Origin of the sequence: Thauera sp. WH-2 (genome assembly GCF_048321015.1) — a bacterium.
Lineage (GTDB): Bacteria > Pseudomonadota > Gammaproteobacteria > Burkholderiales > Rhodocyclaceae > Thauera.
This window is the reverse complement of the sequence record NZ_JBLWFG010000003.1, coordinates 257,680-283,311: the sequence shown is the minus strand read 5'-3', so window position 1 is coordinate 283,311 and position 25,632 is coordinate 257,680. Positions and strand designations below refer to the sequence as shown.

Genomic DNA, 25,632 nt, shown 5'->3' with positions numbered 1-25,632 from the left:
AAGCATCCGAGCATGACAAGACCCGAACGCGGCCGCAGCCTCTGGCGCTTCGCCGCGCCGCAACACTTTTATCCCCTCGCGGGCCGTCTCGCGCCTTGGTTCGCTGCGCTCGCGGTGGCGCTCACGCTCGTGGGTCTGTGGCTGGGGTTCTTCGTCGCTCCCACCGATGCGACGCAGGGGCAGGTTTATCGCGTCATCTTCATCCACGTGCCGGCGGCCTGGATGTCCATGTTTATCTACCTGATCATGGCCTTCTGGTCGGCGGTGGGGCTGATCATGAACACGCGGTTGTCCTTCGTGATGAGCCAGGCGCTGGCGCCCACCGGGGCCATGTTCTGCTTCGTCGCGTTATGGACGGGAGCGCTGTGGGGCAAGCCCACCTGGGGCGCGTACTGGGTGTGGGACGCGCGACTTACCTCGCAGTTGCTGCTGCTCTTCCTTTATTTCGGCTTCATCGCGCTCACGCGTGCCATCGAGGACCCGCGCCGCGGCGACCGCGCTGGCGCCATCATCGCCCTGGTCGGTGCGGTGAACGTGCCGATCATCTATTTCTCGGTGCAGTGGTGGAACACCCTGCACCAGGGCGCCTCGGTGAGCCTGAACAAGGCGCCGTCGATGGCCGCGACCATGCTTGCCGGCATGCTGGTGATGGCGATCGCTTCGTGGATGTACACGATCGCGGTGGTGCTGTGGCGGGTGCGGCCGATGATCCTCGAGCGTGAGCGCCACACCGAATGGGTGGCGACCGAGCTCGACAGGCTGGCGCCGGCCGGTGCCCTCAACAGCGGAGGACGTGCCTGATGCAGTGGCAGTGGGAGAGCTGGTCCGCGTTCTGGGACATGGATGGCGCCGCCTTTTTCGTCTGGGGCAGCTATGGCGTCACTTTTGCTTTGATCGCGCTGGAACTCGTGCTCGTGTTCCAGCGTCGGAAGGACACGGTTCGCCGCCTGCTGCGCTGGCGGCGTGCGGTCGGCAAGGATTCAGCAAAGCGTAACGGCGAAGGCCTCGTGCCCGCCATGGAGTCGGAACAATGAAAGCTCGTAGCAAGCGTCTGATGCTCGTGGGTGGAGGCGTCGCACTGCTCGTCGCCGCGGTGGCCCTCGTGCTGAGCGCCTTCCAGCAGAACCTGGTGTTCTTCCATACGCCGTCCGAGGTTGCCGAAGGCAAGGCGCCGGTGGGCAAGACCTTCCGTATCGGCGGCATGGTCGAGGATGGCTCGATCGCACGCGAGGCCGATGGCGTCACGGTGCGGTTCGCCATCACCGACACTGCCAAGGTCATCCCGGTGACCTACAAGGGCACGCTCCCCGACCTCTTCAAGGAGGGCAAGGGCGCCGTGGTGCAGGGCAAGCTCGAGGCCGGCGTGTTCCGCGCCAGCGAGGTGCTCGCCAAGCACGACGAGAACTACATGCCGCCCGAAGCTGCGCACGCCGTGGAGCAGGCGCAGAAAGCCGCACAGACGCTGAGCCAGTGACATGATTCCCGAACTCGGACATTTCGCCCTCATCCTCGCGCTGGTGCTCTCGCTGGTGCAGGCGGTGGTGCCGCTGGTCGGCGCGCATCGCAACAGCATGGCCCTGATGGCTGTCGGTCGCCCGGCAGCGCAGGGCCAGTTCTTCTTCATCGTCTTCAGCTACGTCTGCCTGACCTGGGCCTTCATCACCAGCGACTTCTCGGTCCAGCTTGCGGCGACCAACTCGCACAGCGCCACGCCGCTGATGTACAAGATCACCGGCGTGTGGGGCAACCACGAGGGTTCGCTGCTGCTGTGGGCGATGTCGCTGGCGCTGTGGACGGTGGCGGTGACGGTGTTCTCACGCCACCTGCCCGAAGCCTTCATGGCGCGCGTGCTCGGCGTGCTCGGCTGGGTCAGCGCGGGCTTCATCTCCTTCACGCTGGTCACCTCCAACCCCTTCGACCGCCTGCTCCCGGGTGCGGGCGAGGGGCGCGACCTCAACCCGCTGCTGCAGGACCCGGGGATGATCATCCACCCGCCGCTGCTCTACATGGGCTACGTCGGCTTCTCGGTGGCTTTCGCGTTCGCGATCGCGGCGCTGCTCTCGGGCCGGCTCGACGCCGCCTGGGCGCGCTGGTCGCGGCCGTGGACCACGATCGCGTGGGTGTTCCTCACCGCCGGCATCGCGGTCGGTTCCGGCTGGGCCTACTACGAGCTCGGCTGGGGTGGCTGGTGGTTCTGGGATCCGGTGGAGAACGCTTCCTTCATGCCCTGGCTGCTCGGCACCGCGCTGATGCACTCGCTCGCCGTCACCGAAAAGCGCGGGGCCTTCCGCAGCTGGACGGTGCTGCTGGCGATCGGCGCCTTCTCGCTGTCGCTGCTCGGCACCTTCCTTGTCCGTTCGGGCGTCATCACCAGCGTGCATGCCTTCGCAACCGACCCCAAGCGTGGCCTCTATATCCTCGCGTTGCTGGTGATCGTGATTGGCTTTTCGCTGCTGCTGTACGCGATGCGCGCGAACAAACTGACCGGCGGTGGCAGCTTCGCCCTGGTGTCGCGAGAGACCTCGCTGCTGGCGAACAACGTGCTGCTCACAGTGGCCTCGGCATCGGTGCTGCTCGGCACGCTCTATCCGCTCTTCCTTGACGCGCTCAACCTCGGCAAGATCTCGGTCGGCCCACCCTATTTCGAGGCGGTGTTCGTGCCGCTGATGACACCGGTGGTGGTGCTGATGATGTTCGGCCCCTTCCTGCGGTGGAAGGACGACGACCTGCTTGCTGCCGTGCGCAAGGTGGCGCCGGCATTCATCGCCAGCGTGATCATCGGCGTCGGCACGGCGGTGGCGGTGGATCATCTGACCTGGCGCACGGCGCTTGGCCTGTCGCTTGCGGCCTGGGTCGTGCTTGCCAGCCTCCAGTTGCTCGCGCGCCGGCTCAAGGACCGCGCCGGCGCATCCGCCGGGGTGCGCCTGCGCTTGATCACCGCGTCGTGGTGGGGCATGTGGCTGGCGCACCTGGGTGTGGGCGTGTTCATCATCGGCGTGACGATGGTCGGCAGCCTGGATCGTCACATCGACGTGAAGATGCTCGAAGGCCAGCATGCCGAACTTGCTGGCTATACCTTCGTTTTCCGCGGCGCCGAGGAGATCGAGGGGCCGAACTACACCGCCGCGCGCGGGCGGATCGAGCTGGTGCGAGACGGCGAGGTCATGGACACCCTGACGCCTGAAAAGCGCCTGTACTGGGCGCAGGGCATGCCGATGACCGAGGCCTCGCTCAACATTGGTCCCTTCCGCGACGTCTATGTCTCGCTCGGCGAGCAGCTCGAGGACGGCGCCTGGATCGTCAGCCTCTACTACAAGCCCTTCATCAGCTGGATCTGGCTGGGCTGCGTGCTGATGGGTCTGGGCGGGATCTTCGCCGCCGCGGACGTCCGCTACCGTCGCCTTGCCGCGCGTGATGCAGGGGCGGTTGCGGGACAACGCGTTGCGGCCTCGGCCTGAGCGCGATTTGCAAGGACTTCCATGAAAGCCAAGTTTCTCGTTCCTCTGCTGCTCTTTTTCGGCCTGGCCGGTTTCCTCGCCTTCGGCCTCACCCTCAATCCGCGCGAGGTGCCCTCGCCGCTGATCGACAAGCCTGCACCGAAATTCAGCCTCGCACGCCTCGATGCCCCCGAGACCCAGTTCTCCCTCGAGGAGATGCGCGGCGAGGTGTGGCTGCTCAACGTGTGGGCATCCTGGTGCGTGGCCTGCCGGCAGGAGCACCCGCTGCTGGTGCGCATGGCGCAGGACAAGGTCGTGCCGGTGGTGGGGCTGAACTATAAGGAGGTGCGCGGTGACGGCGCGATCAACGCTCGTGGTCTGTCGCTCGAGGCCGAGACCTCCATGGCCGTGGAGCGCGCGCAGCGCTGGCTTGGCGACCACGGCAATCCCTACATGGTCTCGGTGATGGACATCGATGGCCGGGTCGGTATCGACTTTGGCGTCTATGGCGTGCCCGAGACCTTCCTCATCGACCGCGAAGGTCGCATCCGATACAAGCACATCGGTCCGATCACGCCTGATTCGCTACAGAACGTGTTGATGCCCAAGATCGAGGAGCTGCGCCGTGCGGGCTGAGCACATGCCGTCCTTCCTGCGTCGTTCCCTCGCCTGGCTGATGCTGGGCGCCGCGCTGGGCCTCGCTCCCGCGAGCCACGCGGCCGACGCTGATCCCTCGGTAGCGCCTACGGTGGCTGCCGATCCGCAACTGGAAGCAGACACCATGGAGCTGTCGCACAAGTTGCGCTGCCTGGTGTGCCAGAACCAGTCCATCGCCGAATCCAACGCCCCGCTCGCCGTCGATCTGCGCAACCAGGTGCGTGAACAGCTCGCCACTGGCAAGAGCAAGGATGACGTGGTCGAGTATCTCGTCGAGCGCTATGGCGACTTCGTGCTCTACGAGCCGCCTTTCAAGGGCACCACGTTGTTGCTGTGGCTTGGTCCCCTCGCGCTGCTCATCGGCGGCGCCGCTTGGCTGGCGTACCGGCTGCGTAGGCGTAGCGTCGAGCTTGCGGCCGACCGCGGCCTGTCGGCAGCCGACCGTGAGCGCGCGCGTGCGCTGCTCGAGCGCGCCGACGAGCAAGATAACGCATCTCCGGAGTCCCGTTCGTGACCGCTTTCATCGTCTTTGCCGGCCTGCTCCTGGCCGGCGCTCTGCTATTGGTCCTGCCGCCGCTGCTGGGCGTGGGCGCGCGACGCCGCCGCGAGGAGGCGCGCCAGAGTACCGTGGCGCTCAGGGTGCTGCGTGAGCAGCTTGCCGAACTCGACGCCGAACTGGTCGCAGGACAAATCGATGCCGCCAGCCACGCCAAGAGCCGCGAGGAACTCGAGCGCCGCGCGCTGGAAGAGGGTGAGGCCGCGGTCGAGGTAGCGGAGGCCGCAGATACCCGCCCAAGCCGCGCCTGGGCGGTGATGGTGGGCCTGGCCATTCCTGCTGCGGCCATCGGCGCCTACCTGGTGATCGGCGAGCCCGATGCGCTGAACCCCGAGAACGTCGCCACCCAGCAAGGCTTCACGCAGGACCAGATCCAGGACATGGTGGGCTCGCTCGAGGCGCGCCTGAAGGAAGAGCCGGATAACGCCGAAGGCTGGGCCATGCTCGCCCGCACCTATCTGGTGCTCGAGGACCTGCCCAAAGCCTCCACTGCCTATGAGCAGCTCGACCGCGTGGTGCCGAACAATCCCAATGTACTCGCCGACTGGGCGGACGTGGTGGCCGCGATGGAAGGCTTCGATGGCAAGGCGGCCGAACTGGTTCAGCGCGCGCTTGCGGCCGCTCCCGGCCATCCCAAGGCGCTCGCACTGGCCGGCACGGCCGCCTACCAGCGTAAGGACTTCAAGGGGGCGGCGGAGTACTGGGAGCGGATCCTGGTTCAGATCCCCTCCGGTGACGAAGCCGCGGCTGGCGTGCGTGCCAGTATCAACGACGCGCGCGCCAAGGCCGGGATGCCGCCGCTGGGTGAGAACGAAGGTACAGCGCCGGCGGCGGTCGGTGCCTCCGCGCTCAGAGTTGCCGGACGGCTCGAACTCGCCGGGGCGCTGGCGGACCAGGTTGCGGCTGGGGACACAGTGTTCGTCTTCGTGCGCGGCGAGGCGGGCGGTCCGCCGCTGGCTGCGCTGCGCTTCACCGGCGGGGAGTTGCCCCTGGCGTTCGACTTCGACGGCGCCACACTCATGATGGGCGATGCAGCGGTGCCCGAGCGCGTGGTGATCGCGGCGCGGGTGGCCAAGGGCGGTGACGCCACTGCGCGTGCGGGTGATCTCGAAGGGGAGAGTGCGCCGGTTGCCCCCGACGCCTCCGGAGTGACGGTGGTCATCGACCGCGTGCGGCAGTGATGCCTGCCGGGATGGCCGCGCCGTCGCCGGCACGGTCATTCCGGAATACCTTCAGTCGCGGTACTCGAAGCGTACGCGCTTCACGTTGCACAGCAGCTCGTAGGCGATCGTGCTTGCGGCCTGCGCCACGGTGTTGACCGCAACCTCATTGCCCCATAGTTCCACCCGGCTGTCGATGCGTGCGCCGGGGTGGTCCGTGAGGTCGACCGTAAGCATGTCCATCGACACCCGCCCGATCACGCGAGACGGCCGTCCGTCCACCGTGACCGGCGTGCCGTCCGGCACCACGCGCGGATAGCCGTCCGCGTAGCCCATGGCGACCAGGCCGATGCGGGTCGGTCGCTGGGCCACGAAGCGCCCGCCATAGCCGAGCGGCTCGCCCGACCCGATCTCCCGTGTCGCCATGACTGCGCTCTCGAGCGTCATCACCGGCTGCAGGCCGTGTGCGGCGTCGGGCATCGGGTCGGCACCGTAGAGCAAAATGCCGGGTCGCGCCCAGTCGCGTCTTGCCTGCGGCCAGCCCAGGACGGCCGCAGAGTTCGCTAGGCTGCGCGCGCCGGGCAGGCCGGCTGTCGCCGCGTCGAAGCGTGCGATCTGCTCCAGCGTTGCCTGCTCGCCAGGCTCATCGGCGCGCGCGAAGTGGGTCATGAGCGTGATTTCGCCCACCCGCTCACAGGCGCGCAGGCGCTGCCAGGCGGCCGAGGTGGTTTCGGGCGTGAAGCCGGCGCGGTTCATGCCGCTATTCACCTTCAGCCAGACCTGCAGCGGATGGTCGAGCGGCGTCGTCTCCAGCATGCGCAGCTGTGCTTCGTGGTGCACGACGATCCAGAGTCGGTGTGCGGCCGCCTGCGTCAGCTCAGCGGCGTCGAAGACCCCCTCAAGAAGCAGGATGGGAGCGACGACGCCGGCCTCTCGCAGCGCGAGGGCTTCGTCTAGAAAGGCCACCGCGAAACCGTCCACTTCATCGGCAAGCGCCTGCGCACAGCGCGTGGCCCCATGGCCGTAGGCGTTCGCCTTTACCACGGCAAGCGCCCGACCGCCATGCAGGTGGCGGGCGATGCGGTAGTTGTGGCGTAGCGCAGCGAGGTCGACGAGGGCGCGTGCAGGTCGCATGTGGGCTTCCGGGGGCGGGGCGATACGGGTAAACGCGTGATGGTGCGGGGAAACGCGCTCGCCTGCAATGCCGCTGGGGCGGGGCGCCCGGAATCAGGCGGTGCCTAGCATGCGGCCGCCTTCCGTCCGGGGTTGCCGTCCGGCGTTCCCGCCGTGGTAACGGGTGAGGCCCAGGTCCTCGTGACGGATTGCGGGCTGGCGGCCGGTGACCAGATCGGCCACGAGCTGGCCGGCGCCGCAGGCCATGGTCCAGCCCAGAGTACCGTGCCCAGTGTTCAGGAACAGCTCCGGGAAGGGCGTGGCGCCGATGATTGGTGTCGAGTCGGGCGTCATCGGACGCAGGCCGGTCCAGAACTCGGCCTTGTCCACCGCGCCGCCGCCCGGGAAGAGGTCGCTTACCACCAATTCCAGGGTCTCGCGGCGGCGCGGGTTCAGGCGCAGATCAAAGCCGCCCAGCTCAGCCATGCCGCCGACGCGGATACGGTCGTCAAAGCGGGTCACGGCCACCTTGTAGGTTTCGTCGAGCACGGTCGATACCGGCGCCCGGGCTGCGTCGATGAGCGGAATGGTCAGCGAATAACCCTTCACCGGGTACACCGGGAGATCCAGCCCGAGGCTGGCAGCCATTGGGCGCGAATAGCTGCCGAAGGCGAGCACGTAGCGGTCAGCGGTAAGCAGCTCGTTTTCCGCCTGAGCGTCATTGCCGGCGATGCGTACGCCCGCAATGTGGCCACCACGCTGCACCAACTCGCGCACCTCCACGCCAAAACGGAACTGCACCCCCGCCTGCTCTGCCATCTGTGAGAGCCGCTCGGTAAATAGGCGGCAGTCGCCGGTTTCGTCGTTGGGCAGACGCAGGCCACCTGCGAGCCTGCTGGGACGCTGCGCCAGCGCCGGCTCCGCCCGCGCCACATCATCGCCGGTGAGCAGTTCATAGGGTACGCCGCACTCATCGAGCACGGCGATGTCGCGTGCCGCCGCGTCCAGCTGCGCCTGGGTGCGGAAGACTTGCAAGGTGCCGCGGCTGCGCTCTTCGTAGTGCAGGCCGGTCGTTTCGCGCAGCGTGCGCAGGCAGTCGCGGCTGTATTCCGAGACGCGCATCATGCGTTCCTTGTTCACCGCGTAGCGTGCGCCTGAGCAGTTGGCCAGCATCTTCGCCATCCAGCGCAACTGGAAGAGGCTGCCATCGGCGCGGATGGCGAGTGGGGCGTGGCGCTGAAACAGCCACTTGAGCGCCTTGAGCGGGATGCCGGGTGCGGCCCAGGGCGTGGAGTAGCCGGGTGATACCTGACCGGCATTGGCGAAGCTGGTCTCGAGGGCTGCACCAGGTTGGCGGTCGATCACGGTGACCTGTGCACCTTGCTGCGCGAGATACCATGCTGTCGTGGTGCCGACGACGCCGCTGCCGAGTACGATGACGTGCATTTCAGGTCTCCTGCCGGATATAGGTTGAATATCGGCAGTGTAGGAATGCTTGTGCAGAGAAAGTCACCTATTATTGGCGGTTAAATAGCGATAACGCCTGAATCAGGTGGTGCCTTGGTAGGGATGGGAGTGAAATGCGCGAACTCGACCGTATCGACCTGAAAATCCTCGATCTTCTGCAAAAGGACGGGCGCCTTTCGATGACCGAGTTGGCGCAGCGCGTCGGCCTGTCGGCGACCCCGTGCACCGAACGCGTGCGGCGCATGGAGCGCGAGGGTGTGATCACGGGCTATCACGCGCGCGTGGATCCACACGCGCTCGGCCGGGCGTTGCTGGTGTTTGTCGAGCTCAAGCTGTCGGCCAAGTCCAATGATGCCTTCGACCGGGTGAAGAAGGAGCTCGCCTTCGTGCCGGAGGTGATGGAATGCCATCTCGTGTCGGGCGACTTCGACTACCTGATCAAGGCGCGTATCGCCGAGATGAGCGACTACCGCCGCCTGCTCGGCAACATCCTGCTCAAGCTGCCCTCGGCGACCGAGTCGCGCAGCTACGTGGTGATGGAGGAGGTGAAGGAGTCGCTCTACCTGCCGCCCGAGCTGTGAGCGAGGGCGGGCGTGCAAAAGCAAAAAGGCCAGTCCGGTGCGGGACTGGCCTTGTGCAGGAATGGGGCTGGAGCGGGTGAAGGGAATCGAACCCTCGTATGCAGCTTGGGAAGCTGCCGTTCTACCATTGAACTACACCCGCACGCGTTTCGACGCCCTTGCCGAGCGGTATCGCGGAAGCACGGATTGTAGCCGCTGTGCCGGGTGGCTTCAACTTGCGTTTGTCACTTGCGTTTGTCGGCTGCGGATGGTCCCGCAGGCGGCCTTCAACCGGAGAGGCGCTCCATCGCTTCGCGGATGCGTGCTGGTTCGTCCATCTTCAGGATACGCTGGACCTTGGGCGCGAGGTCACCGAGGTCGGCACGCAGGATGATCTGCTTGATCTCGAGGATGTTTCCCGGGTGCATGGAGAAGTTGCGCAGGCCCATGCCGAGCAGCAGCGCCGTGTAGGTCGGATCGCCCGCCATCTCGCCGCATACCGATACCGGGAGGCCGTAGCGTGCGCCGGTGGAGATCGTCATGGCGATGAGCTTGAGCACCGCCGGGTGCAGCGGGTCGTAGAGGTGGACCACCGCGTCGTCCGAGCGGTCGATGGCCAGCGTGTACTGGATCAGGTCGTTGGTGCCGATCGACAGGAAGGACAGACGGCGGATGAACATCCCCAGGGATAGCGCTGCAGCGGGCACCTCGACCATGCCACCGATGCGGATGCCCTCGTCGAACTTGTGCTTCTCGGCGCGTAGCTCGGCCTTGGCCTTTTCGACCAGGGCGAGGCACTGGTCGATCTCCTGCGCGTGCGAGAGCATCGGCACCATGATCTGCAACTGGCCGTGTGCGGAGGCGCGCAGCAGGGCGCGCAACTGCGTGAGGAACATCTTCGGCTCGGCGAGGGAATAGCGCACCGCGCGCAGACCCAGCGCCGGGTTGGGCTCGACACGTGTCTGCCCGCCGTCGAGCGCCTTGTCGGCGCCAACGTCGAAGGTGCGGATGGTGACGAGCTTGTTCGGCAACGCCTTCAGCACCGTGCGGTAGGCCTCGTACTGCTCGTCCTCGTCGGGCAGGCTCTCGCGGCCGATGAAGAGGAACTCGGTACGGTACAGGCCCACGCCGTCGGCGTTCGCGGTCTTCAAGGCCGGAAGGTCCTTGGGGCCTTCGATGTTGGCGAGCAGGTTGATCTCCTCGCCATCGAGTGTGGTGGCCCGGGTGTCGCGCAGGCGATTGAGCTTGGAACGCTCGATCTCGAGCTCGCTCTTGCGCAGGCGGTATTCTTCCACCAGCTGCTCGTCGGGTGCGACGATGATGACCCCGCGAGAGCCGTCGACGATGATCAGCTCATCGTCCTCGAGCAGGTCGCGTACATGGTGCAGGCCTACAACGGCGGGAATCTTCAGACTGCGCGCGACGATTGCGGTATGGCTGGTCGGGCCGCCAACGTCGGTGACGAAGCCTGCGATATTGTGGTCGCGAAAGCTGATCGTGTCCGCCGGGGAAAGATCATGGGCGACGACGATGGTGCCCAGTCCGTCGCGGCGCTTGGGCGGCAGGTGTCCCGGGTGGCCGAGCAGCTCTTTCACCAGGCGCTCGACGACCTGGACCACGTCGGCCTGGCGTTCGCGCAGGTAAGGGTCCTCGATCTGGCGGAACTGCTCAACGACGTGCTCCATCTGCTGCACCAGCGCCCACTCTGCATTGCAGCGCCGCTCGAGGATCAGCCGCCGTGCGGCTTCGACCAGCATCGGATCGGCGAGCATCATCAGTTGCAGGTCGACGAAGGCGCCGACCTCGCTGTGCGTCTGGCCGGATGTGGTGACCGCCTTCAGGCCTACGAGCTCGCCCTGGACGGTCGCGACGGCCTCGTCGAGGCGCGCGGTTTCCTCATCAAGGTATCTCTCGGCGACGTGGTAATGGTTGACCTCGAGCAGTGCATGCGAGACCAGATGGACGTGGCCGATTGCGATGCCCTGGGAAACAGGCAGGCCGTGCAGGGTGAAAGGCATGTCACTCCTCTTCGCCGAAACGGTCGGCGATCAGCGCCTGAAGCGCCTGCATGGCTTCCTCGGCCCGTTCGCCGTCGGTGTCGATGGTTATCGTGCTGCCCTTTGCGGCGGCAAGCATCATCACACCCATGATGCTCTTGGCATTGACGCGGCGGCCATTGCGTTCGAGCCATATTTCACAAGGGTAGCCGCTCGCGAGCTGGGTCAGTTTGGCCGAGGCGCGCGCATGCAGGCCGAGCTTGTTGATGATGGGCGCATCCTCTCGCGGCATTGGGGCGGGTCTCCGTCGGCAGTTACGGGAGGAAGGGGCTATGCGGCCCGGTCGTCCCGTCGATCTCGTGCAAGGACGGAATTCTAGCCGAGCGGGCCCGAATCGTGCCGTGGATCATCTTCGCTAACTCTATTGGCCCAAAACGAATTTGTCTGAAAATGATAGAATATGCGGCCTGCAGCTTCCGGCGTGCTGCGCGCTCGTGCGCCGGTCGTGCAAAATGACAAGGAGTACAGATGGCAGAAAACAAGGATCCCATGATCCCGGACGGAGACGTCAATCCGATCGACACCGATTACAAGGTCGGTCAGGACAACATCCTCGTCAACGTGGGCCCATTCGGCCTCGATATCCACAACCGCGTGTTCGCGATCTCCGGCCTGATGGTCGTCGCTTTCGTGGTGCTCACGCTGGCGTTCCAGAATCAGGTCGAGCCGATGTTCACCTCGATGCGGGGCTGGCTCACCTCGAGCCTCGACTGGTTCTTCCTCAGTGCCGGCAACATCTTCGTGCTGGTGTGCCTGGTTCTGGTGGTCTCGCCGCTCGGCAAGGTGCGCCTGGGCGGCACGGAGGCCACTCCCGATTACACTTACCTGGGCTGGTTCTCGATGCTGTTCGCTGCCGGCATGGGGATCGGGCTGATGTTCTTCGGCGTCTCCGAGCCCTTGTCGCACTTCGGCAGCGCCTTCGGTGGCACCGCGATGGACAACGGTGCTCGTACCGACTGGGCCCCGCTCGGCGCTGCGGCAGGCGATGCTGCAGCTGCGACCCGGCTTGCCATGGCGGCCACGATCTACCACTGGGCGCTGCATCCGTGGGCGATCTACGCCATCCTCGCGCTCGGCCTGGCGCTGTTTTCGTTCAACAAGGGCCTGCCGCTGACGGTGCGCTCGGTGTTCTATCCGCTGCTGGGCGAGCGTGTCTGGGGCTGGCCGGGTCACGTCATCGATATCCTCGCCGTGCTGGCCACGCTGTTCGGGCTGGCGACCTCTCTGGGCTACGGTGCGGCACAGGCGAGTTCGGGTCTGAACTTTCTGTTCGACGTGCCGCTCGGCAACACCACGCAGGTCGTGCTGGTGATCGGCATCACGGCGATTGCGCTGTTCTCGGTGGTGGCCGGCCTGGACGCCGGGGTCAAGCGCCTGTCCGAGATCAACATGATCCTGGCCGTGCTGCTGCTGCTGTTCGTGGTCGCGGTGGGGCCGACGCTCGACATCCTCACCGGGTTCTTCGCGAATCTTGGGGCGTATTTCCAGCAGCTGCCGGCGCTGTCCAACCCGGTCGGCCGCGACGACGCCAACTTCTCGCAGGGCTGGACCGCGTTCTACTGGGCATGGTGGATCTCGTGGTCACCCTTCGTCGGCATGTTCATCGCACGCGTCTCGCGCGGCCGCACGGTACGCGAGTTCATCATTTCGGTGCTGATCGTGCCCTCGCTGGCCTGCGTGCTGTGGATGACGGTTTTCGGCGAAACCGCGATCCTGCAGTTCGTGCGTGACGGTTACGATGCGGCGACCAAAGCCGAACTGCCGCTGCAGCTGTTCTCAATGCTCGACGCGCTGCCGCTGGCGCAGATCACGTCCTTCATCGCGATCATTCTGGTGGTGGTGTTCTTCGTGACCTCGTCCGACTCGGGTTCGCTCGTCATCGATGTCATCGCCGCGGGCGGCAAGGTCGATGCGCCCACGCCGCAGCGCGTGTTCTGGTGCGTGTTCGAGGGCCTGGTGGCGATCGCGCTGATCCTTGGCGGTGGCCTCGTGGCGCTGCAGGCGATGGCGGTGTCGACCGGCCTGCCCTTCACCATCGTGCTGCTGATGTCGGCGGTGGCGGTGGTCAAGGGACTCATGTCGGAGCCGCGCGCGCGCTGACGCCTTGGCGCTGATCGCCGGTGTCGCGCCGGCTTCAGGCACACTTCGCGGGCAAGCCCGCTCCTGCGGCGGTGATGCGGTGGGAGCGGGCTTGCCCGCGAAGCGCTTGTAAGAATCGGAACCCAGCATGCAAGTCGAACAACTCGAGATCCTCGATTTCCTGCGCGCTCATCGCCCCTTCGATGAATTGCCTGAAGAGGCGCTGCAGCGCACCGCGGCTGTCATCGACGTGCGCTACTACAAGGCGGGCGAGCGCATCGTGGCGTTCGGTGAGGTGGCCGAATACTGGCATCTGGTGCGCAGCGGCGCGGTGGAGGTGTTCCGGCGCAACGGTACGCTCTACAACCGGCTCACCGAGGGCGGCTACTTCGGCGAGTTCGGTCTGCTGCGCAACGGGCGTGTGCGTTTCCCGGTGGTGGCGCTGGAGGATTCGCTGATCTACCTGATCCCGCGCGAGGTGTTCGCCGAGCTCTTCGATCAGTACGAGGCCTTCGCCGACTACGTCGAGGTCGAGGACAAGACCCGCCTGCGCCAGGCCATGTCGCGCAAGGAAGACGCCAACGACCTGTTGTCGGCTACAGTCGAAACCCTGGTGGGGCGTGCGGCGGTGACACTCGACAGCACGGCGACGGTGCGCGAGGTGGCGCAGCGCATGAGCGAGGAGGGCGTCTCCTCGCTGCTGATCGTGGACGACCACCCCGACGTCCCCGGCCTGCCCCAGCTCTCGGGCATCATCACCGACCGTGACCTGCGCACCCGCCTCGTGGCGCCCGGCCTCGCCTACGACACGCCGGCGACCGAGATCATGTCCTCGGGCGTGGTGTCGGTGAACCACAACCAGCTCGTGTTCGAGGCGATGCTGACCATGCTGCGCCACAACGTGCATCACCTACCGGTGCTCGACAATCTGCGCCCGGTGGGTGTGGTGGCGCTGTCGGATATCATCCGCTACGAGTCCCGCAACAGCCTGTTCCTGGTCGGCAGCATCTTCCGCCAGCAGTCTCAGGACGAACTCGCCACCCTGGTGCCCGAGGTGCGCGCCTGCTTTGCACGCATGGTCAACGAAGACGCCAGTTCGCACATGATTGGCAGCGCAATGGCGGCGATCGGGCGCAGCTTCAAGCAGCGCCTGCTCGAACTCGCCGAGGCAGAACTCGGCCCGCCGCCGGTGCCATACTGCTTCCTCGCGCTAGGCTCGATGGCGCGCCAGGAGCAACTGCTCGTCACCGACCAGGACAACGCGCTGGTGCTCGACAACCGCTTCGATCCCGCGCAGCACGACACCTACTTCAAGGCGCTCGCCACCTTCGTCAGCGACGGCCTGGCGCGCTGCGGCTACAGTTACTGCACCGGCGGCGTGATGGCGACCAACGACAAGTGGCGACAGCCGCTCAAGGTCTGGGAGCGCACCTTCACCGACTGGATCGAGCGCCCTACACCGGAGTCCCTGCTCCACGCCGGCATCTTCTTCGACCTCGACGGTGTATGGGGCAAGACCGCGTGGGCGAACCGGCTGCGCGAGCTCATCGCGCGCAAGGCCCGCGGCAACTCGCGCTTCCTTGCCTGCATGGCGCGCAACGCGCTGCAGCGCACGCCGCCGCTGGGCTTCTTCAAGGACTTCGTGGTCGAGTCCGACGGCCGCCACACCGGCGCGATCAACATCAAGCGCCGCGGCACCGCGCCGCTCGCCGACCTCATCCGCGTGCATGCGCTCGCCATCGGCTCGGCTTCGCTGAACTCCTTCGAACGTCTCAAGGATGTCATCGACGCTGCCATCCTGCCGCTCGGTCGCGGGCAGGACCTGTTCGACGCGCTGGAATTCATATCCATGGTGCGTGCGCGTCACCAGGCTGAGTCGCTCGCCGTGGGTGAAGAGCCGGACAACAGCATCGACCCCGAGAAGCTCTCCGAATTCGAACGCAAGAGCCTGCGCGACGCCTTCCTGATCCTGGGCAACGCACAGAAATACCTCAAGTACCGCTATCAGCCCGGGCGGGCGAACTGAGGGGCGCGCGATGCTGCATCTGGGGGATATCAAGGGCGCCGGGAGTGGCGCGCGCAGCCGCAGGCCCGAGGCGGTCGCGGCGCCGGACTGGCCGGCGCGCTTCGCGGCGCTCGCTGAGGCCGCGCGGGACCCGCGCCTGCGCGCCTTCTACGCCGCCGGCGCGGTGGCCGGCGACACGCCGCTTGCCGAGGTGCCGATGGTGGCGATCGACGTCGAGACCACCGGGCTCGACCCCGCCCGCGACGAGATCGTCAGCATCGGCCTGCTGCCGATGACGCTCAAATGCATCGCCTCGAGCGCCTCGCGCTACTGGGTGGTGCGTCCGCGCATCGATTTGAACCCGGAGTCGGTGGTCATCCACGCCATCACCCATGCGCAGATCGAGGCGGCGCCGGATTTGGGTGCGGTCATCGACGAACTGCTCGCGGCGCTGGCGGGTCGCGTGGTGGTGGTGCATTGCCGCGACATCGAGCGCAGCTTCCTGGACCGCGCGCTCAAGGCACGCATCGGCGAGGGCGTCGAGTTTCCAGTCATCGACACCATGGACCTCGAGGCGCGCATTCATCGCGCCGCCCGGCCGGGCTTCTTCGCCCGCCTGTTCGGCAGGAAGCCGGCGCCGGTGTCGATCCGCCTCGCCGACAGCCGCACGCGCTACCACCTGCCGCGCTACCGCGCCCACCATGCGCTGACGGATGCGCTCGCCACCGCCGAGCTGCTGCAGGCGCAGATGGCGCACCGGTTCGCGCCGGAGACGCCGCTGCGAGAGCTGTGGCGCTGAACCGACCTTCGTGAGGGCGGGCAATTCCGCTCCCACGCTCGCCTTCGGTTCAGTCCAGACCTTGCGAGGAAAGGTATTCCTCGTACGTGCCCCGGTAATCCACGATCTGGTGGTCGAGCTTGATCTCGATGATGCGGGTCGCCAGCGAACTTACGAACTCGCGGTCGTGCGAGACGAACACCAGCGTGCCGTTGAACTTGTCCAGCCCGGTGTTGAGCGACTCGATCGATTCCATGTCGAGGTGGTTGGTCGGCTCGTCCATCAGCAACACGTTGGGGCGCGACAGCATCAGCTTGCCGAACAGCATGCGGCCCTGCTCGCCGCCGGAGATCACCTTGACCGACTTCTTCACCTCGTCGCCCGAGAACAGCAGGCGGCCGAGTGTGCCGCGCAGCAGCGTCTCATTGTCCTCGCCGGTGGCGGCCGCGGTGATGCGCGAGTAGGGCGCGATCCAGTCGGTGAGGCTGACGTCCTCGGCGAAATCGCTCGAGTGGTCCTGCGCGTAGTAGCCGGGTTTGGCCTTCTCCGCCCACTTGATGGTGCCCTTCTGCGGCTGCAGTTCGCCCATCAGCAGCTTGAGCAGCGTGGTCTTGCCGACGCCGTTCTCGCCGATGATGGCGATCTTCTCACCGGCCTCGATGGCGATCGAGAAGCGGTTGATCAGCGGCTTGTCCATGCCCTCGTAGGCAAAGGAAATGTTGTCCACCTCGCAGGCCAGGCGGTGCAGCTTGTCCTTCTCGTCGTAGTCGAAGCGGATCCACGGGTACTGGCGCGAAGACGGCTTCACGTCCTCGGGCTTGAGCTTGTCGATCAGCTTGAGGCGACTGGTGGCCTGCTTGGCCTTGGACTTGTTGGCCGAGAAGCGGCGCACGAAGGCCTGCAGTTCCTGGATCTTGTCCTTGGCGCGGGCGTTGGCCGACGACTGGCGTTCGCGCGCCATCGTCGATGCTTCCATGTAGTCGTCGTAGTTGCCCGGGTAGATGGTGATCGTGCCGTAGTCCAGGTCGGCCATGTGGGTGCACACCTGGTTCAGGAAGTGGCGGTCGTGCGAGATGATGACCATCGTGCAGTCGCGGTTGTTGAGCACGTCCTCGAGCCAGCGGATGGTGTTGATGTCGAGGTTGTTGGTCGGCTCGTCGAGCAGCAGGATGTCGGGGTTGGCGAACAGCGCCTGGGTGAGCAGTACGCGCAGCTTCCAGCCCGGGGCGACCTCGCTCATCGGGCCGTTGTGCAGTTCGGTGGGGATGCCCACGCCGAGCAGCAGCTCGCCGGCGCGCGCCTCGGCGGTGTAGCCGTCGTACTCGCCGACCTTGCCCTCGAGCTCGGCGGCATGCATGTAGTCGTCCTCGGTGGCGTCCGGGTTGGCGTAGATCGCGTCGCGCTCCTTGATCGCCGCCCACAGCTCCTCATGGCCCATCATCACCACGTCGAGCACGCGCATGTCCTCGTACGCGAACTGGTCCTGGCGCAGGTAGGCCATGCGCTCATGGACGTCCTTGGAGACGTTGCCGGCGGAGGGTTCGAGGATGCCGCACAGGATCTTCATGAAGGTCGACTTGCCGGCCCCGTTGGCCCCGATCAGGCCGTAGCGGTTGCCGTCGCCGAACTTGACGGAGACATTCTCGAACAGGGGCTTGGCCCCGAACTGCATGGTGATGTTGGCTGCGACGAGCACGGAGAATCCTGTTTTTCAGATAAAACAAAGCCTTGCATTATAGCCGGGAAAAGGCATACGCGTGCGCGTCGCAGCCCTTGCCCGCACGGCAGGCGGGCATGGCGGGGCGATGGAAGGGGGCCCTCAACCGTCGTTGCCGAGCGTGATTTCCTGCGTTCTTGCGGGCAGCAGAATGCGGCCGAGGTCCTCGGCCGGCAGCGGTTTCGAGAACAGGTAGCCCTGCGCTTCGGTGCAGCCGTAGATGTGCAGCTGCGCGAGGGTCTGCTCGTCCTCTACGCCTTCGGCAATCGTGGTGAGCCCCAGGCTGCGGGCCATCTGCACGATTGCGCGCACGATTGCGGCGTCCTCCGGGTCGTGCGCCAGGTTGCGCACGAAGGACTGGTCGATCTTCAGTCGGTCGACGGCGAAGCGCTTGAGGTAGGCGAGGCTGGAGTAGCCCGTGCCGAAATCATCGATGGAGAGCCGGACGCCGAGGTGCTTGAGCCGTCGCACCTTGGCCAGCACCTCGTCGGTACCGGTGATCAGGATCGACTCGGTCAGCTCGAGCTCAAGCAGGGCCGGATCCAGGCCGGACGCGTTCAGGGCGTCGATTACCGATTGTTCTAGGTCGCCGCGCCGGAACTGAATGGCCGAGAGGTTGACCGCCACGGTGAACGGTTCCAGCCCCTCGCGCTGCCAGCGTGCGCACTGCATGCAGGCCTCCTGGAGCACCCAGGCGCCGATCTGCACGATGAGGCCGCTGTCTTCCGCGATCGGGATGAAGCGCGCGGGCGAGATGTTTCCCATCTCGCCGTGGTGCCAGCGCAGCAGCGCCTCGGCCCCGGTGTGGCGGCCGGTGGTGATCTCGACCTGCGGCTGGAAGTGGAGGCTGAACTCCCGGCGCTCGAGGGCGCGGTGCAATCCGTTGCGGATCTGCATCTGCTCCAGCGCTTCCCGGGTCATGTCGGGATCGAAGTAACGGTAGGTGTTTCGGCCGGCATCCTTCGCCTGATACATGGCGAGATCCGCCTTCTGCCGCAGCGCGTCGAACGCCTCTCCGTCCTCCGGGTAGACGGCGACCCCAAGCGAGACGGTGGTCGACAGTTCGTGACCTTCGATCAGGAAGGGCTCGGCGAAGCAGCCGATCAGCTTGGACAGCAGCGGACTGAGATCGCCGACCTCGCCGACTGCGGGCAGCATCAGCAGGAACTCGTCGCCTCCCTGGCGACACAAGGTGTCCGACTGGCGCACGTTCTCCAGCAGCCGGGCGGCCACGCTGCACAGCAGCGCATCACCGACCTGGTGGCCGAGCGAGTCGTTGATGGTCTTGAACTTGTCGAGGTCGATGAAGACCAGCGCGATCCGCGTTCCGGACCGGCTGGCGATTGCCTTCGCCGTCGAGAAATGTTCCTGCACGAGGAGTCGGTTCGGCAGGCCGGTCAGCACGTCGTGGTAGGCGAGGAATTGGACGCGCTCCTCCGCCTTCTTTCGGCCTGTGATGTCGTGGACGATCCAGACGGCACCTGCCCAGGGCCTGCCGGGTTCGAGCGCATGGGCGGTGATTTCCGCCCAGAACATTCCGCCGTCTTGGCGGGCGACGCGGTGGGTGGAACTGAAGCTCCCGCCTTCGGCAAGCACTTCGTCGACCTGTTCGCTGAACGCCTCGAAGTCTTCCTGCGAGGGGCAGAGCGCCGCTGCCGAGCGGCCGGCCAGCTCTCCCGGCGCCAGGCCGTAGATTTCCTCCATGCGCCGGTTGCAGGTGGCGATGTTGCGATTGCGCACGAGTGCGATCCCGACGATCGCGTTGTTGAGGATGGCCTGGTTCTCCGCAAGCAGGGCCGACATGATTTCTTCGCGGTGCTTGCGCTCGGTTACGTCGCGCCCGACCAGGATGCCGAAGCGCTGTCCTTCCACCTGCGCAACGCGGAAGGACAGATCGATCCAGATCGTGCCTTTGGCTTGCTCGAAGCAGGTGATCCCGGTGTGGTTCGGGTAGTCCTGCGTTTTCTTCATGTCGCGACGAAGGATGCGCAGGATTGCCGCTGTGCGGCTCAGGCCGATCTCTTTGAAGGCTCGCCCGATCAACTTCTCGGGCGGCTCGCCGAGCAACTGGGCGAGCGCCAGGTTCGCATCCTCGATCGTGCCGCCGGGGAGCGTCACCATGAGCACGAGGTCCGAAGTCTGATCGAGCAGGGTCCGGAAGCGCTCCAGGCGCGCCATGTTGACCCGGAGTTGCGGGTAATAGCTCTTGCGGAACGAGCGCTCACCCAGTCCGATGATCCGTTCGCGCTGCGCCTGGCGTTCGTCTTCCGGCTCAGATCGCATCGGCGTAGATGGCCTTCAGGTCGTCTTCGAGGGCGATGCGCGGGTTGGTCACGATGCAGGCATCCCGTGCCGCGTGGTAGGCGAGCTCGGGGATGTCCGAACTGCTCACTCCGCGCGTGCCCAGCGCACCGGTGATGCCGCAGCGCTGGCGCAGGCCCGCCACCGCATCCAGCACGCGCTGGCCGCGTTCGCGCTCGCCCAGGCCGCGCAGGTCCAGCCCCATCGCCGCGCCGATGCGCGCGTAACGGTCGGAGGCTTCCCGGTAGTTGAAGCGGATGACGTGCTCGAGCAGCAGCGCGTTGCATTCACCGTGCGGCAGATCGAGGAATCCGCCCAGGGAGTGGGCCATGGCATGCACTGCGCCCAGGCTGGCGTTGGAGAATGCAAGTCCGGCCTGCAGGCTGCCGAGCATCATGTTCTCGCGTGCGCCCATGTCGTGCGGGGCGCTCACCGCCTTCTCGAGGTTTTCCCAGATCAGCGAGATCGCGGCCAGTGCGTGCACGTCGACCACCGGCGAACTGGCGGTCGACACATAGGCCTCCACCGCGTGCGTCAGGGCATCGAGCCCGGTGCAGGCCGTCAGGTACGGCCCCATGGTGCAGGTCGTCTCCGGGTCGACCAGTGCGACGTCGGGGACCATGGTCTTGCTGATGATGGCGATCTTGTAGCGTGACCGGCGGTTCGAGACGATGCAGAACTGCGAGATGTCGGCCGCCGTACCCGCGGTGGTGGGGATGCAGATCAGGGGCGGGCCGGGCATCGTCACCTGGTCCACGCCCTCGAACTCGAGCACGTGCTGCCCGTTGGAGTGCACGATCCCGATGCCTTTCGCACAGTCGATGACACTTCCGCCGCCGACGGCGATGATGACGTCGCAGCCCTCCTGCGCGTACATGGCCGCCCCGGCCATGACCTCGTGGTCCTTCGGGTTGGCCGATATGGCCGAGAACACCACCCAGGAAATGCCGGCCGCCTCGAGGTCTTCCTGCAGCGCATCGAGCCAGCCGGCGGCGATGACCCCGGGGTCGGTGGCGATCAGCACGCGCGCGGCGCGCAGGTTGCTTGCGTAATGCGCAGCCCGGTGGCGTGCGCCGACGCCGAAGATGAATTCCGGTGCGACGAATTTTCGCATCTCGTAGAGGGCCATGCGAAAACCTCCCTGTTTGCGCGCTGCCGTCTTCCGGCAAGGAGTCGCCGGGAGGCCGTTCGCAAGCGCAGGATAGCGCCGCCCATGCGATAAATCACCCATGAATGGCTGCATTGGCGATGCTTATTTCACGCTCCGTTCGCGTTGGAGCGGGCCAGAGCGCGCACATGGACGGAGCGTGCAAGCAAGGTGCTGCACCGGTGCAGGCCTGCAGCGCGCATTCGGGGCGGCAGCGGGGGCGGCAGCGGGTTTGCCGCGAGCAGTCTGAAAAGGCCATGATTCACAGGCATACTGCGCGGGCTTCCCGTTCCGGAGTTCCCGTTCGTCATGCGCCTCCTCCACACCGCGGACTGGCATCTGGGCCGCGTCTACCATGGTGTCTCGTTGCTCGAAGACCAGGCCCACGTGCTACAGGGCTTCATCCGTATAGCGCGCGAAACACGTCCTGACGCAATCCTGATCGCCGGCGACGTCTACGACCGATCCGTACCGCCCGCCGAGGCGGTGCGGCTGCTCGACCTCGTGCTCTCCGAACTGATTCTGGGGCTGAAGATTCCGGTGGTCATGATCGCGGGCAACCACGATGGCCCGGACCGCCTCGGATTCGGTGCCGGGCTGCTGACGCGGGCCGGACTCACCGTGCGCGGCCCGGTGGAAGCTGAATCGGTGCCCCTGCTGCTGCGTGACGCCCATGGCGAGCTTGCGGTGCATGCCCTGCCCTACGGCGAGCCGGCGCTCGTGCGCAGCGCGCTTGGTGACGAGGGGGTGGTGGATCATCACTCGGCCCTTGCAGCGCAGACGCGGGCAATCCTGCGCGCCCGGCCCGAGGGGCAGCGTGTGGTGCTGGTGGCGCATGCCTTCGTTCTCGGTGGTGCCGAGAGCGAGTCCGAGCGTCCCCTGTCGGTGGGGGGGAGCGGGGCCGTCGGCGTCGGCCTGTTCGAAGGCTTCGACTATGTTGCGCTCGGGCACCTGCACCGGCCACAGCAGGTCGGCGCGCCATGCATCCAGTATTCCGGCTCGCTGCTCAAGTACTCCTTCTCGGAGGCCGGCCACACGAAGTCGGTCAATCTGGTCGAACTCGGCGCCGAGGGCCGCTGCACGGTCGAGCGTATCCCGCTCGTGCCGCGTCGCGACCTGCGCATCGTCGAGGGCGAGCTCGACACCCTGATCGCTGCCGCAGCCGCCGATCCGGGGCGGGACGACTACCTGCTCGCCCGCCTCACCGACCATGGTGCGCTGCTCGACGCCATGGGCCGGCTGCGCGCTGCCTACCCCAACGCGCTCGCGATCGAACGCCCGGCGCTCAGCGGCGACGGTCCGGGGCGCGCCGCGGCGGATCATCGCCAGCTGCGTGTACAGGATCTCTTCGCCGGTTTCCATCGCGACGTCACCGGTCTCGCCCTCGACACGGCCGAGCATGCCGCGCTCGAGCGCGTCCTCGATAACCTGGAGCGGGAGGCGCGCGCGCAATGAAACCGCTGCGACTCATCATGCAGGCCTTCGGGCCCTTTGCCGGCCGTGAGGAGGTGGACTTCACCCGCCTGCCCGAGGGCGCCCTGTTCCTGATCGCAGGCCCCACCGGCGCGGGCAAGACCTCTATCCTCGACGGCCTCAGCTACGCCCTCTACGGCGACACCTCGGGGGGCGAGCGCAGTGCGCGCGAAATGCGCAGCCACCACGCCGACGCCGCACTGGAGACCGAGGTCGAGTTCGACTTCGCGCTGGGTGCGCGCCGCTACCGCGTGCGCCGCGTGCCCGAGCAGGAGCGTGCCGCGCGCCGCGGCGGGGGGCTGGCCAAGGTGCTGGCCAAGGCCGAGCTGTCCCGTCTGGAGGAAGACGGTCACACATGGACTCCGCTCGCACACAAGACCACCGAAGTCACCGCCCTGGTCGAGGAACTGCTCGGCTTCAAGGCGGAACAGTTCCGCCAGGTCGTCGTGCTGCCCCAAGGCCAGTTCCGCCGTCTGCTCGCGGCGAGTTCGGCCGAGCGCGAGAAGATCCTCGAGACCCTTTTCGCCACCGCTGCCTACAAGCGCGTGCAGGATGCACTCAAGACCGAGGCTGCCACATTGCGCGAGCGCGGCGAGAAGGCTGCGCTGCAGCGCCGCACCTTGCTCGACCAGGCCGGCGCTGAAACGGCCGAGGCCGTCGCCGCGCAGCAAGCGACCCTGAGCACAACGCTTGCAGGCCTGACCGAAGAGGAAGGCCGCGCGCGCAGCGAGGATGCCGCTGCGCGCCTCGCACTGCAGCAAGGACAGGCGGTCGAGGCGAGGTTCGCCGAGGCCGCCAGTGCCGCCGCTGCGCTGGAGGTTCTGGAGGCGGGCAAGGCCGAGCTGGACGCGCAGCGCGCGGTTCTGGCGAGTGCGCGCCGGGCGCAGCAGATCGTGCCCGCCGAGAAGGCGCTCGCGAGCGCGCGCCGTTGCGCCGACGAGGCACGCACGCAGGTCGAGCAGGTGGGCCGGGAGGCCGTCGAAGCCGCCCGCTGTCTCGACGCGGCACGGCACACGTTGCAAGCCGAGGTCGAGCGGGCGTCCGTGCGCGAAGCCGCGCAGCGCGAGTTGCTGCGTCTGGAAGGGCTGGCCGAAACGGTCGCACGCGCGGCCGAGGCCGACGCCGAGCTGGCGCGCAGCGATGCAGCGCGCGTTTCTGCGGACAAGGCGCTGGCCGATGCGTCCGCTCGCCACGAAACCCTGCGCCTGCAGCGCAGCGAACTCGCTGCCCGCATCGACACCCTGCAGGCGCCGGCCGCAGAGGCGGGTAGCCTTGCGCTGCAGGTGCAGCAGGCTGAACAGCGCGCCGCGGCGCTTGCTGCGCTGGCGCATGCACGCACACAGCTCGCCGGCCGAGCTGCAGCCGAGGCGCACGCACGGCAGGCTTTTGAGGCCGCCGACGAGGGGGCACGTGCTGCGCACAGCGCGCTCGAGGCGCTCGACGCCCGCTGGCGCACGGCCCAGGCGGCCGTCCTCGCCCGCCACCTGCAGGAGGGCGAACCCTGCCCGGTGTGTGGTAGCGCAACCCATCCCGCGCGCGCGCGCCATGACGGCGAGCTGCCCACCGAGCAGGCCCTGCAGGCGGCAGCCGAACAGGCGCGCGCTGCCGAGCAGGCGCTCGACGCGGCGCGGCGTGCGCTCAACGCTGCAGAACTTGCACGCGCCGGGGCGGCAGCTGCGGTCGACACCCGCGCGGCGGCGCTCGCATGCGACCCGGGCGCAGCGCAGGCGGCACAGGGTGAACAGGCCTCGCCCGATGCCGCGCTCGCCGAACTGCGCCGCCGGCTGGAGGCTGCCCAGGCCGCAGCACGCGAGATCACGCCGCTGCGCGCGCAACTGAATGAGACCGATGCAGCAATCGCCACGGCGACCGCTGTCTGTGAGCAGGCCCGCAGCGCTGCGGCCGAAGCTGCGAGCGTGGCGCGCGCCGCGCAGCACGTGGCGCAGGAGCGCCGTGCCGGCGTGCCCGAAGCGCTGCGCACGCCTGACGCGCTGCACGCTGCGACCGCCGCCGCGAAGGCTGCGCGCGAGCGGGCCGAGCAGGCGCTTCAGCAGGCTCAGCACGCCCATCATGACGCCGCCAGCCGCGAAGCCGCGCTGCGTGCCCGGCATGCCGCCCTGAACGAGGCTGCTCAAGCTGCACGCATGCGCGTGGACGAGGCCACGCAGCAGTTCATGGCAGCGCTGACCGCCGCCGGTTTTGGCGCCATAACCCCCGATTCGTCCGTCGCCGCGTCCGGTGCCGCCGACCCAGCGCAGGGGCTTGCCGCCGCTGAGTCCGCCTGGCGCGCCGCCCTGCTGCCGCTCGAGCGTATCGACCTCCTTGAGACGTCGTTACGCTCGGCCGATGACCGCCTCGCCGCCGCGCGTGCGCGCGCGCAACGCGCCAGCCAAGACATTGCCGGCCTCGTCCGCCCCGAGCTTGCCGTGCTCGAAGCCCGCGCCGCCGCTGCGCGGGAACGGATCGAGTCCGTGCTGGCGCGCATTGGTGACACCCGGGCCGCCTTGCGCACGCTCGATACCCTGCTCTCCCGCCTGGAGGCGCTTGCACGCGAATCCGGCGCGATCGAAGCTGAATACCGTGTCGTGGGCCATCTTGCCGAGGTCGCCAATGGCAACAACGGTCGCAATCTCACCTTCCAGCGCTACGTGCTCGCCGCCCTGCTCGACGACGTGCTGCGCGCCGCTTCCGAGCGTCTCGCCGCAATGAGCCGTGGCCGCTATCGCCTGCAGCGGCGTGAGGAACTCGCCGACGCCCGCCGCGCCGGCGGCCTCGACCTGGAGGTGTTCGACGAATACACCGGTCGCAGTCGCCCCGCGGGCACGTTGTCTGGCGGCGAAGGCTTCATGGCCTCACTCTCGCTCGCGCTTGGGTTGTCCGATGTGGTCCAGGGGTACGCCGGTGGCGTCCAGCTCGATACCCTGTTCATCGACGAAGGCTTCGGCAGCCTCGACCCCGAGGCGCTCGACCTCGCGATGAAGGTGCTCATCGACCTGCAGCAGCGCGGTCGCAGCGTAGGCGTGATCTCGCACGTCGAGGAGATGAAGCAGCAGATCGACGTGGCGATCGAGGTGGTGCAGGGGGTGCGGGGGAGCCACGTCCGCATACGGTCGTGAGTACTCGCC

20 protein-coding genes and 1 tRNA gene are annotated in these 25,632 nt (G+C 67.0%); 13 read left to right on the top strand and 8 right to left on the bottom strand.

Features of this window, described 5'->3' with window-relative positions:
• Window positions 1–12: 12 nt before the first annotated feature.
• From ccmC to ccmI, 7 genes are read left to right on the top strand one after another with little or no spacing between them, the layout of a single operon-like run.
• Window positions 13–801 carry a heme ABC transporter permease CcmC gene (gene ccmC / locus ACNKW1_RS07840; protein ID WP_418364019.1) on the top strand — a complete coding sequence of 263 codons (789 nt, stop codon included), beginning with the start codon at window positions 13–15 and terminating at the stop codon, window positions 799–801.
• Window positions 801–1,034, top strand: coding sequence for a heme exporter protein CcmD (gene ccmD / locus ACNKW1_RS07835; RefSeq protein WP_418364018.1), 234 nt, complete (start codon window positions 801–803; stop codon window positions 1,032–1,034). Before ccmC ends, ccmD begins: the two co-directional genes overlap by 1 nt.
• The gene (gene ccmE, locus ACNKW1_RS07830) at window positions 1,031–1,474 is read left to right on the top strand and encodes a cytochrome c maturation protein CcmE (protein WP_418364017.1); all 444 of its coding nucleotides are present in this window, start codon (window positions 1,031–1,033) and stop codon (window positions 1,472–1,474) included. The genes ccmD and ccmE overlap by 4 nt, the downstream gene beginning before the upstream one ends.
• Before the next feature lies 1 nt (window position 1,475).
• A complete protein-coding gene (locus ACNKW1_RS07825) occupies window positions 1,476–3,458 on the top strand; it encodes a heme lyase CcmF/NrfE family subunit (protein WP_418364016.1) in 1,983 nt (660 codons plus the stop codon).
• Window positions 3,459–3,479: 21 nt separating this feature from the next.
• Window positions 3,480–4,073, top strand: a complete 594-nt coding sequence (locus ACNKW1_RS07820; protein WP_418364015.1) for a DsbE family thiol:disulfide interchange protein — start codon at window positions 3,480–3,482, stop codon at window positions 4,071–4,073.
• Between the two features lie 40 nt (window positions 4,074–4,113).
• Complete coding sequence (locus ACNKW1_RS07815) at window positions 4,114–4,608, top strand: cytochrome c-type biogenesis protein (RefSeq protein ID WP_418364093.1); 495 nt, start codon at window positions 4,114–4,116, stop codon at window positions 4,606–4,608.
• Window positions 4,605–5,831 carry a c-type cytochrome biogenesis protein CcmI gene (gene ccmI / locus ACNKW1_RS07810; RefSeq protein ID WP_418364014.1) on the top strand — a complete coding sequence of 409 codons (1,227 nt, stop codon included), beginning with the start codon at window positions 4,605–4,607 and terminating at the stop codon, window positions 5,829–5,831. Before ACNKW1_RS07815 ends, ccmI begins: the two co-directional genes overlap by 4 nt.
• Before the next feature lie 51 nt (window positions 5,832–5,882).
• On the opposite strand, the gene alr is transcribed toward ccmI, so the two are convergent.
• The gene (gene alr, locus ACNKW1_RS07805) at window positions 5,883–6,944 is read right to left on the bottom strand and encodes an alanine racemase (RefSeq protein WP_418364013.1); all 1,062 of its coding nucleotides are present in this window, start codon (window positions 6,942–6,944) and stop codon (window positions 5,883–5,885) included.
• 93 nt (window positions 6,945–7,037) lie between these two features.
• Entirely contained in the window at window positions 7,038–8,369 is a 1,332-nt protein-coding gene (locus ACNKW1_RS07800) for a D-amino acid dehydrogenase (RefSeq protein ID WP_418364012.1), read from the bottom strand.
• Window positions 8,370–8,503: 134 nt separating this feature from the next.
• Between ACNKW1_RS07800 and ACNKW1_RS07795 the strand changes: the two genes are divergently transcribed.
• On the top strand, window positions 8,504–8,971 hold the full coding sequence (locus ACNKW1_RS07795) for a winged helix-turn-helix transcriptional regulator (protein WP_418364011.1): 468 nt from the start codon (window positions 8,504–8,506) through the stop codon (window positions 8,969–8,971).
• Window positions 8,972–9,039: 68 nt separating this feature from the next.
• On the opposite strand, the gene ACNKW1_RS07790 is transcribed toward ACNKW1_RS07795, so the two are convergent.
• The 3 genes from ACNKW1_RS07790 to ACNKW1_RS07780 form a co-directional block, all read right to left on the bottom strand.
• Window positions 9,040–9,113, bottom strand: a tRNA-Gly gene (locus ACNKW1_RS07790).
• 124 nt (window positions 9,114–9,237) lie between these two features.
• Window positions 9,238–10,968 (bottom strand): phosphoenolpyruvate--protein phosphotransferase, encoded by a 1,731-nt coding sequence (ptsP, locus tag ACNKW1_RS07785; RefSeq protein ID WP_418364010.1) that lies wholly within the window; start codon window positions 10,966–10,968, stop codon window positions 9,238–9,240.
• Between the two features lies 1 nt (window position 10,969).
• Window positions 10,970–11,239: an HPr family phosphocarrier protein gene (locus ACNKW1_RS07780; protein ID WP_418364009.1), complete on the bottom strand. Its 270-nt coding sequence runs from the start codon at window positions 11,237–11,239 to the stop codon at window positions 10,970–10,972.
• Between the two features lie 236 nt (window positions 11,240–11,475).
• On the opposite strand from ACNKW1_RS07780, the gene ACNKW1_RS07775 reads away from it, so the two are divergent.
• The 3 genes from ACNKW1_RS07775 (at window position 11,476) to ACNKW1_RS07765 (ending at window position 15,890) form a co-directional block, all read left to right on the top strand.
• Complete coding sequence (locus ACNKW1_RS07775; protein WP_418364008.1) at window positions 11,476–13,107, top strand: BCCT family transporter; 1,632 nt, start codon at window positions 11,476–11,478, stop codon at window positions 13,105–13,107.
• Window positions 13,108–13,234: 127 nt separating this feature from the next.
• Entirely contained in the window at window positions 13,235–15,112 is a 1,878-nt protein-coding gene (locus ACNKW1_RS07770; protein WP_418364007.1) for a DUF294 nucleotidyltransferase-like domain-containing protein, read from the top strand.
• A 10-nt stretch (window positions 15,113–15,122) separates the two neighbouring features.
• The gene (locus ACNKW1_RS07765; protein ID WP_418364006.1) at window positions 15,123–15,890 is read left to right on the top strand and encodes a 3'-5' exonuclease; all 768 of its coding nucleotides are present in this window, start codon (window positions 15,123–15,125) and stop codon (window positions 15,888–15,890) included.
• A gap of 49 nt (window positions 15,891–15,939) precedes the next feature.
• Here ACNKW1_RS07765 and ACNKW1_RS07760 read toward each other — a convergent pair whose 3' ends face one another.
• The 3 genes from ACNKW1_RS07760 to ercA all read right to left on the bottom strand — a co-directional run bounded on the left by ACNKW1_RS07760 (window position 15,940) and on the right by ercA (window position 21,016).
• The gene (locus ACNKW1_RS07760; protein ID WP_418364005.1) at window positions 15,940–17,565 is read right to left on the bottom strand and encodes an ABC-F family ATPase; all 1,626 of its coding nucleotides are present in this window, start codon (window positions 17,563–17,565) and stop codon (window positions 15,940–15,942) included.
• Window positions 17,566–17,688: 123 nt separating this feature from the next.
• A complete protein-coding gene (locus tag ACNKW1_RS07755) occupies window positions 17,689–19,869 on the bottom strand; it encodes a putative bifunctional diguanylate cyclase/phosphodiesterase (RefSeq protein WP_418364004.1) in 2,181 nt (726 codons plus the stop codon).
• On the bottom strand, window positions 19,859–21,016 hold the full coding sequence (ercA, locus tag ACNKW1_RS07750; RefSeq protein ID WP_418364003.1) for an alcohol dehydrogenase-like regulatory protein ErcA: 1,158 nt from the start codon (window positions 21,014–21,016) through the stop codon (window positions 19,859–19,861). The genes ACNKW1_RS07755 and ercA overlap by 11 nt, the downstream gene beginning before the upstream one ends.
• Before the next feature lie 327 nt (window positions 21,017–21,343).
• Between ercA and ACNKW1_RS07745 the strand changes: the two genes are divergently transcribed.
• Both ACNKW1_RS07745 and ACNKW1_RS07740 read left to right on the top strand, forming a co-directional pair.
• Complete coding sequence (locus ACNKW1_RS07745; protein WP_418364002.1) at window positions 21,344–22,489, top strand: exonuclease SbcCD subunit D; 1,146 nt, start codon at window positions 21,344–21,346, stop codon at window positions 22,487–22,489.
• Window positions 22,486–25,623 (top strand): AAA family ATPase, encoded by a 3,138-nt coding sequence (locus ACNKW1_RS07740; RefSeq protein ID WP_418364001.1) that lies wholly within the window; start codon window positions 22,486–22,488, stop codon window positions 25,621–25,623. The genes ACNKW1_RS07745 and ACNKW1_RS07740 overlap by 4 nt, the downstream gene beginning before the upstream one ends.
• The last annotated feature ends 9 nt before the right edge of the window (window positions 25,624–25,632 follow it).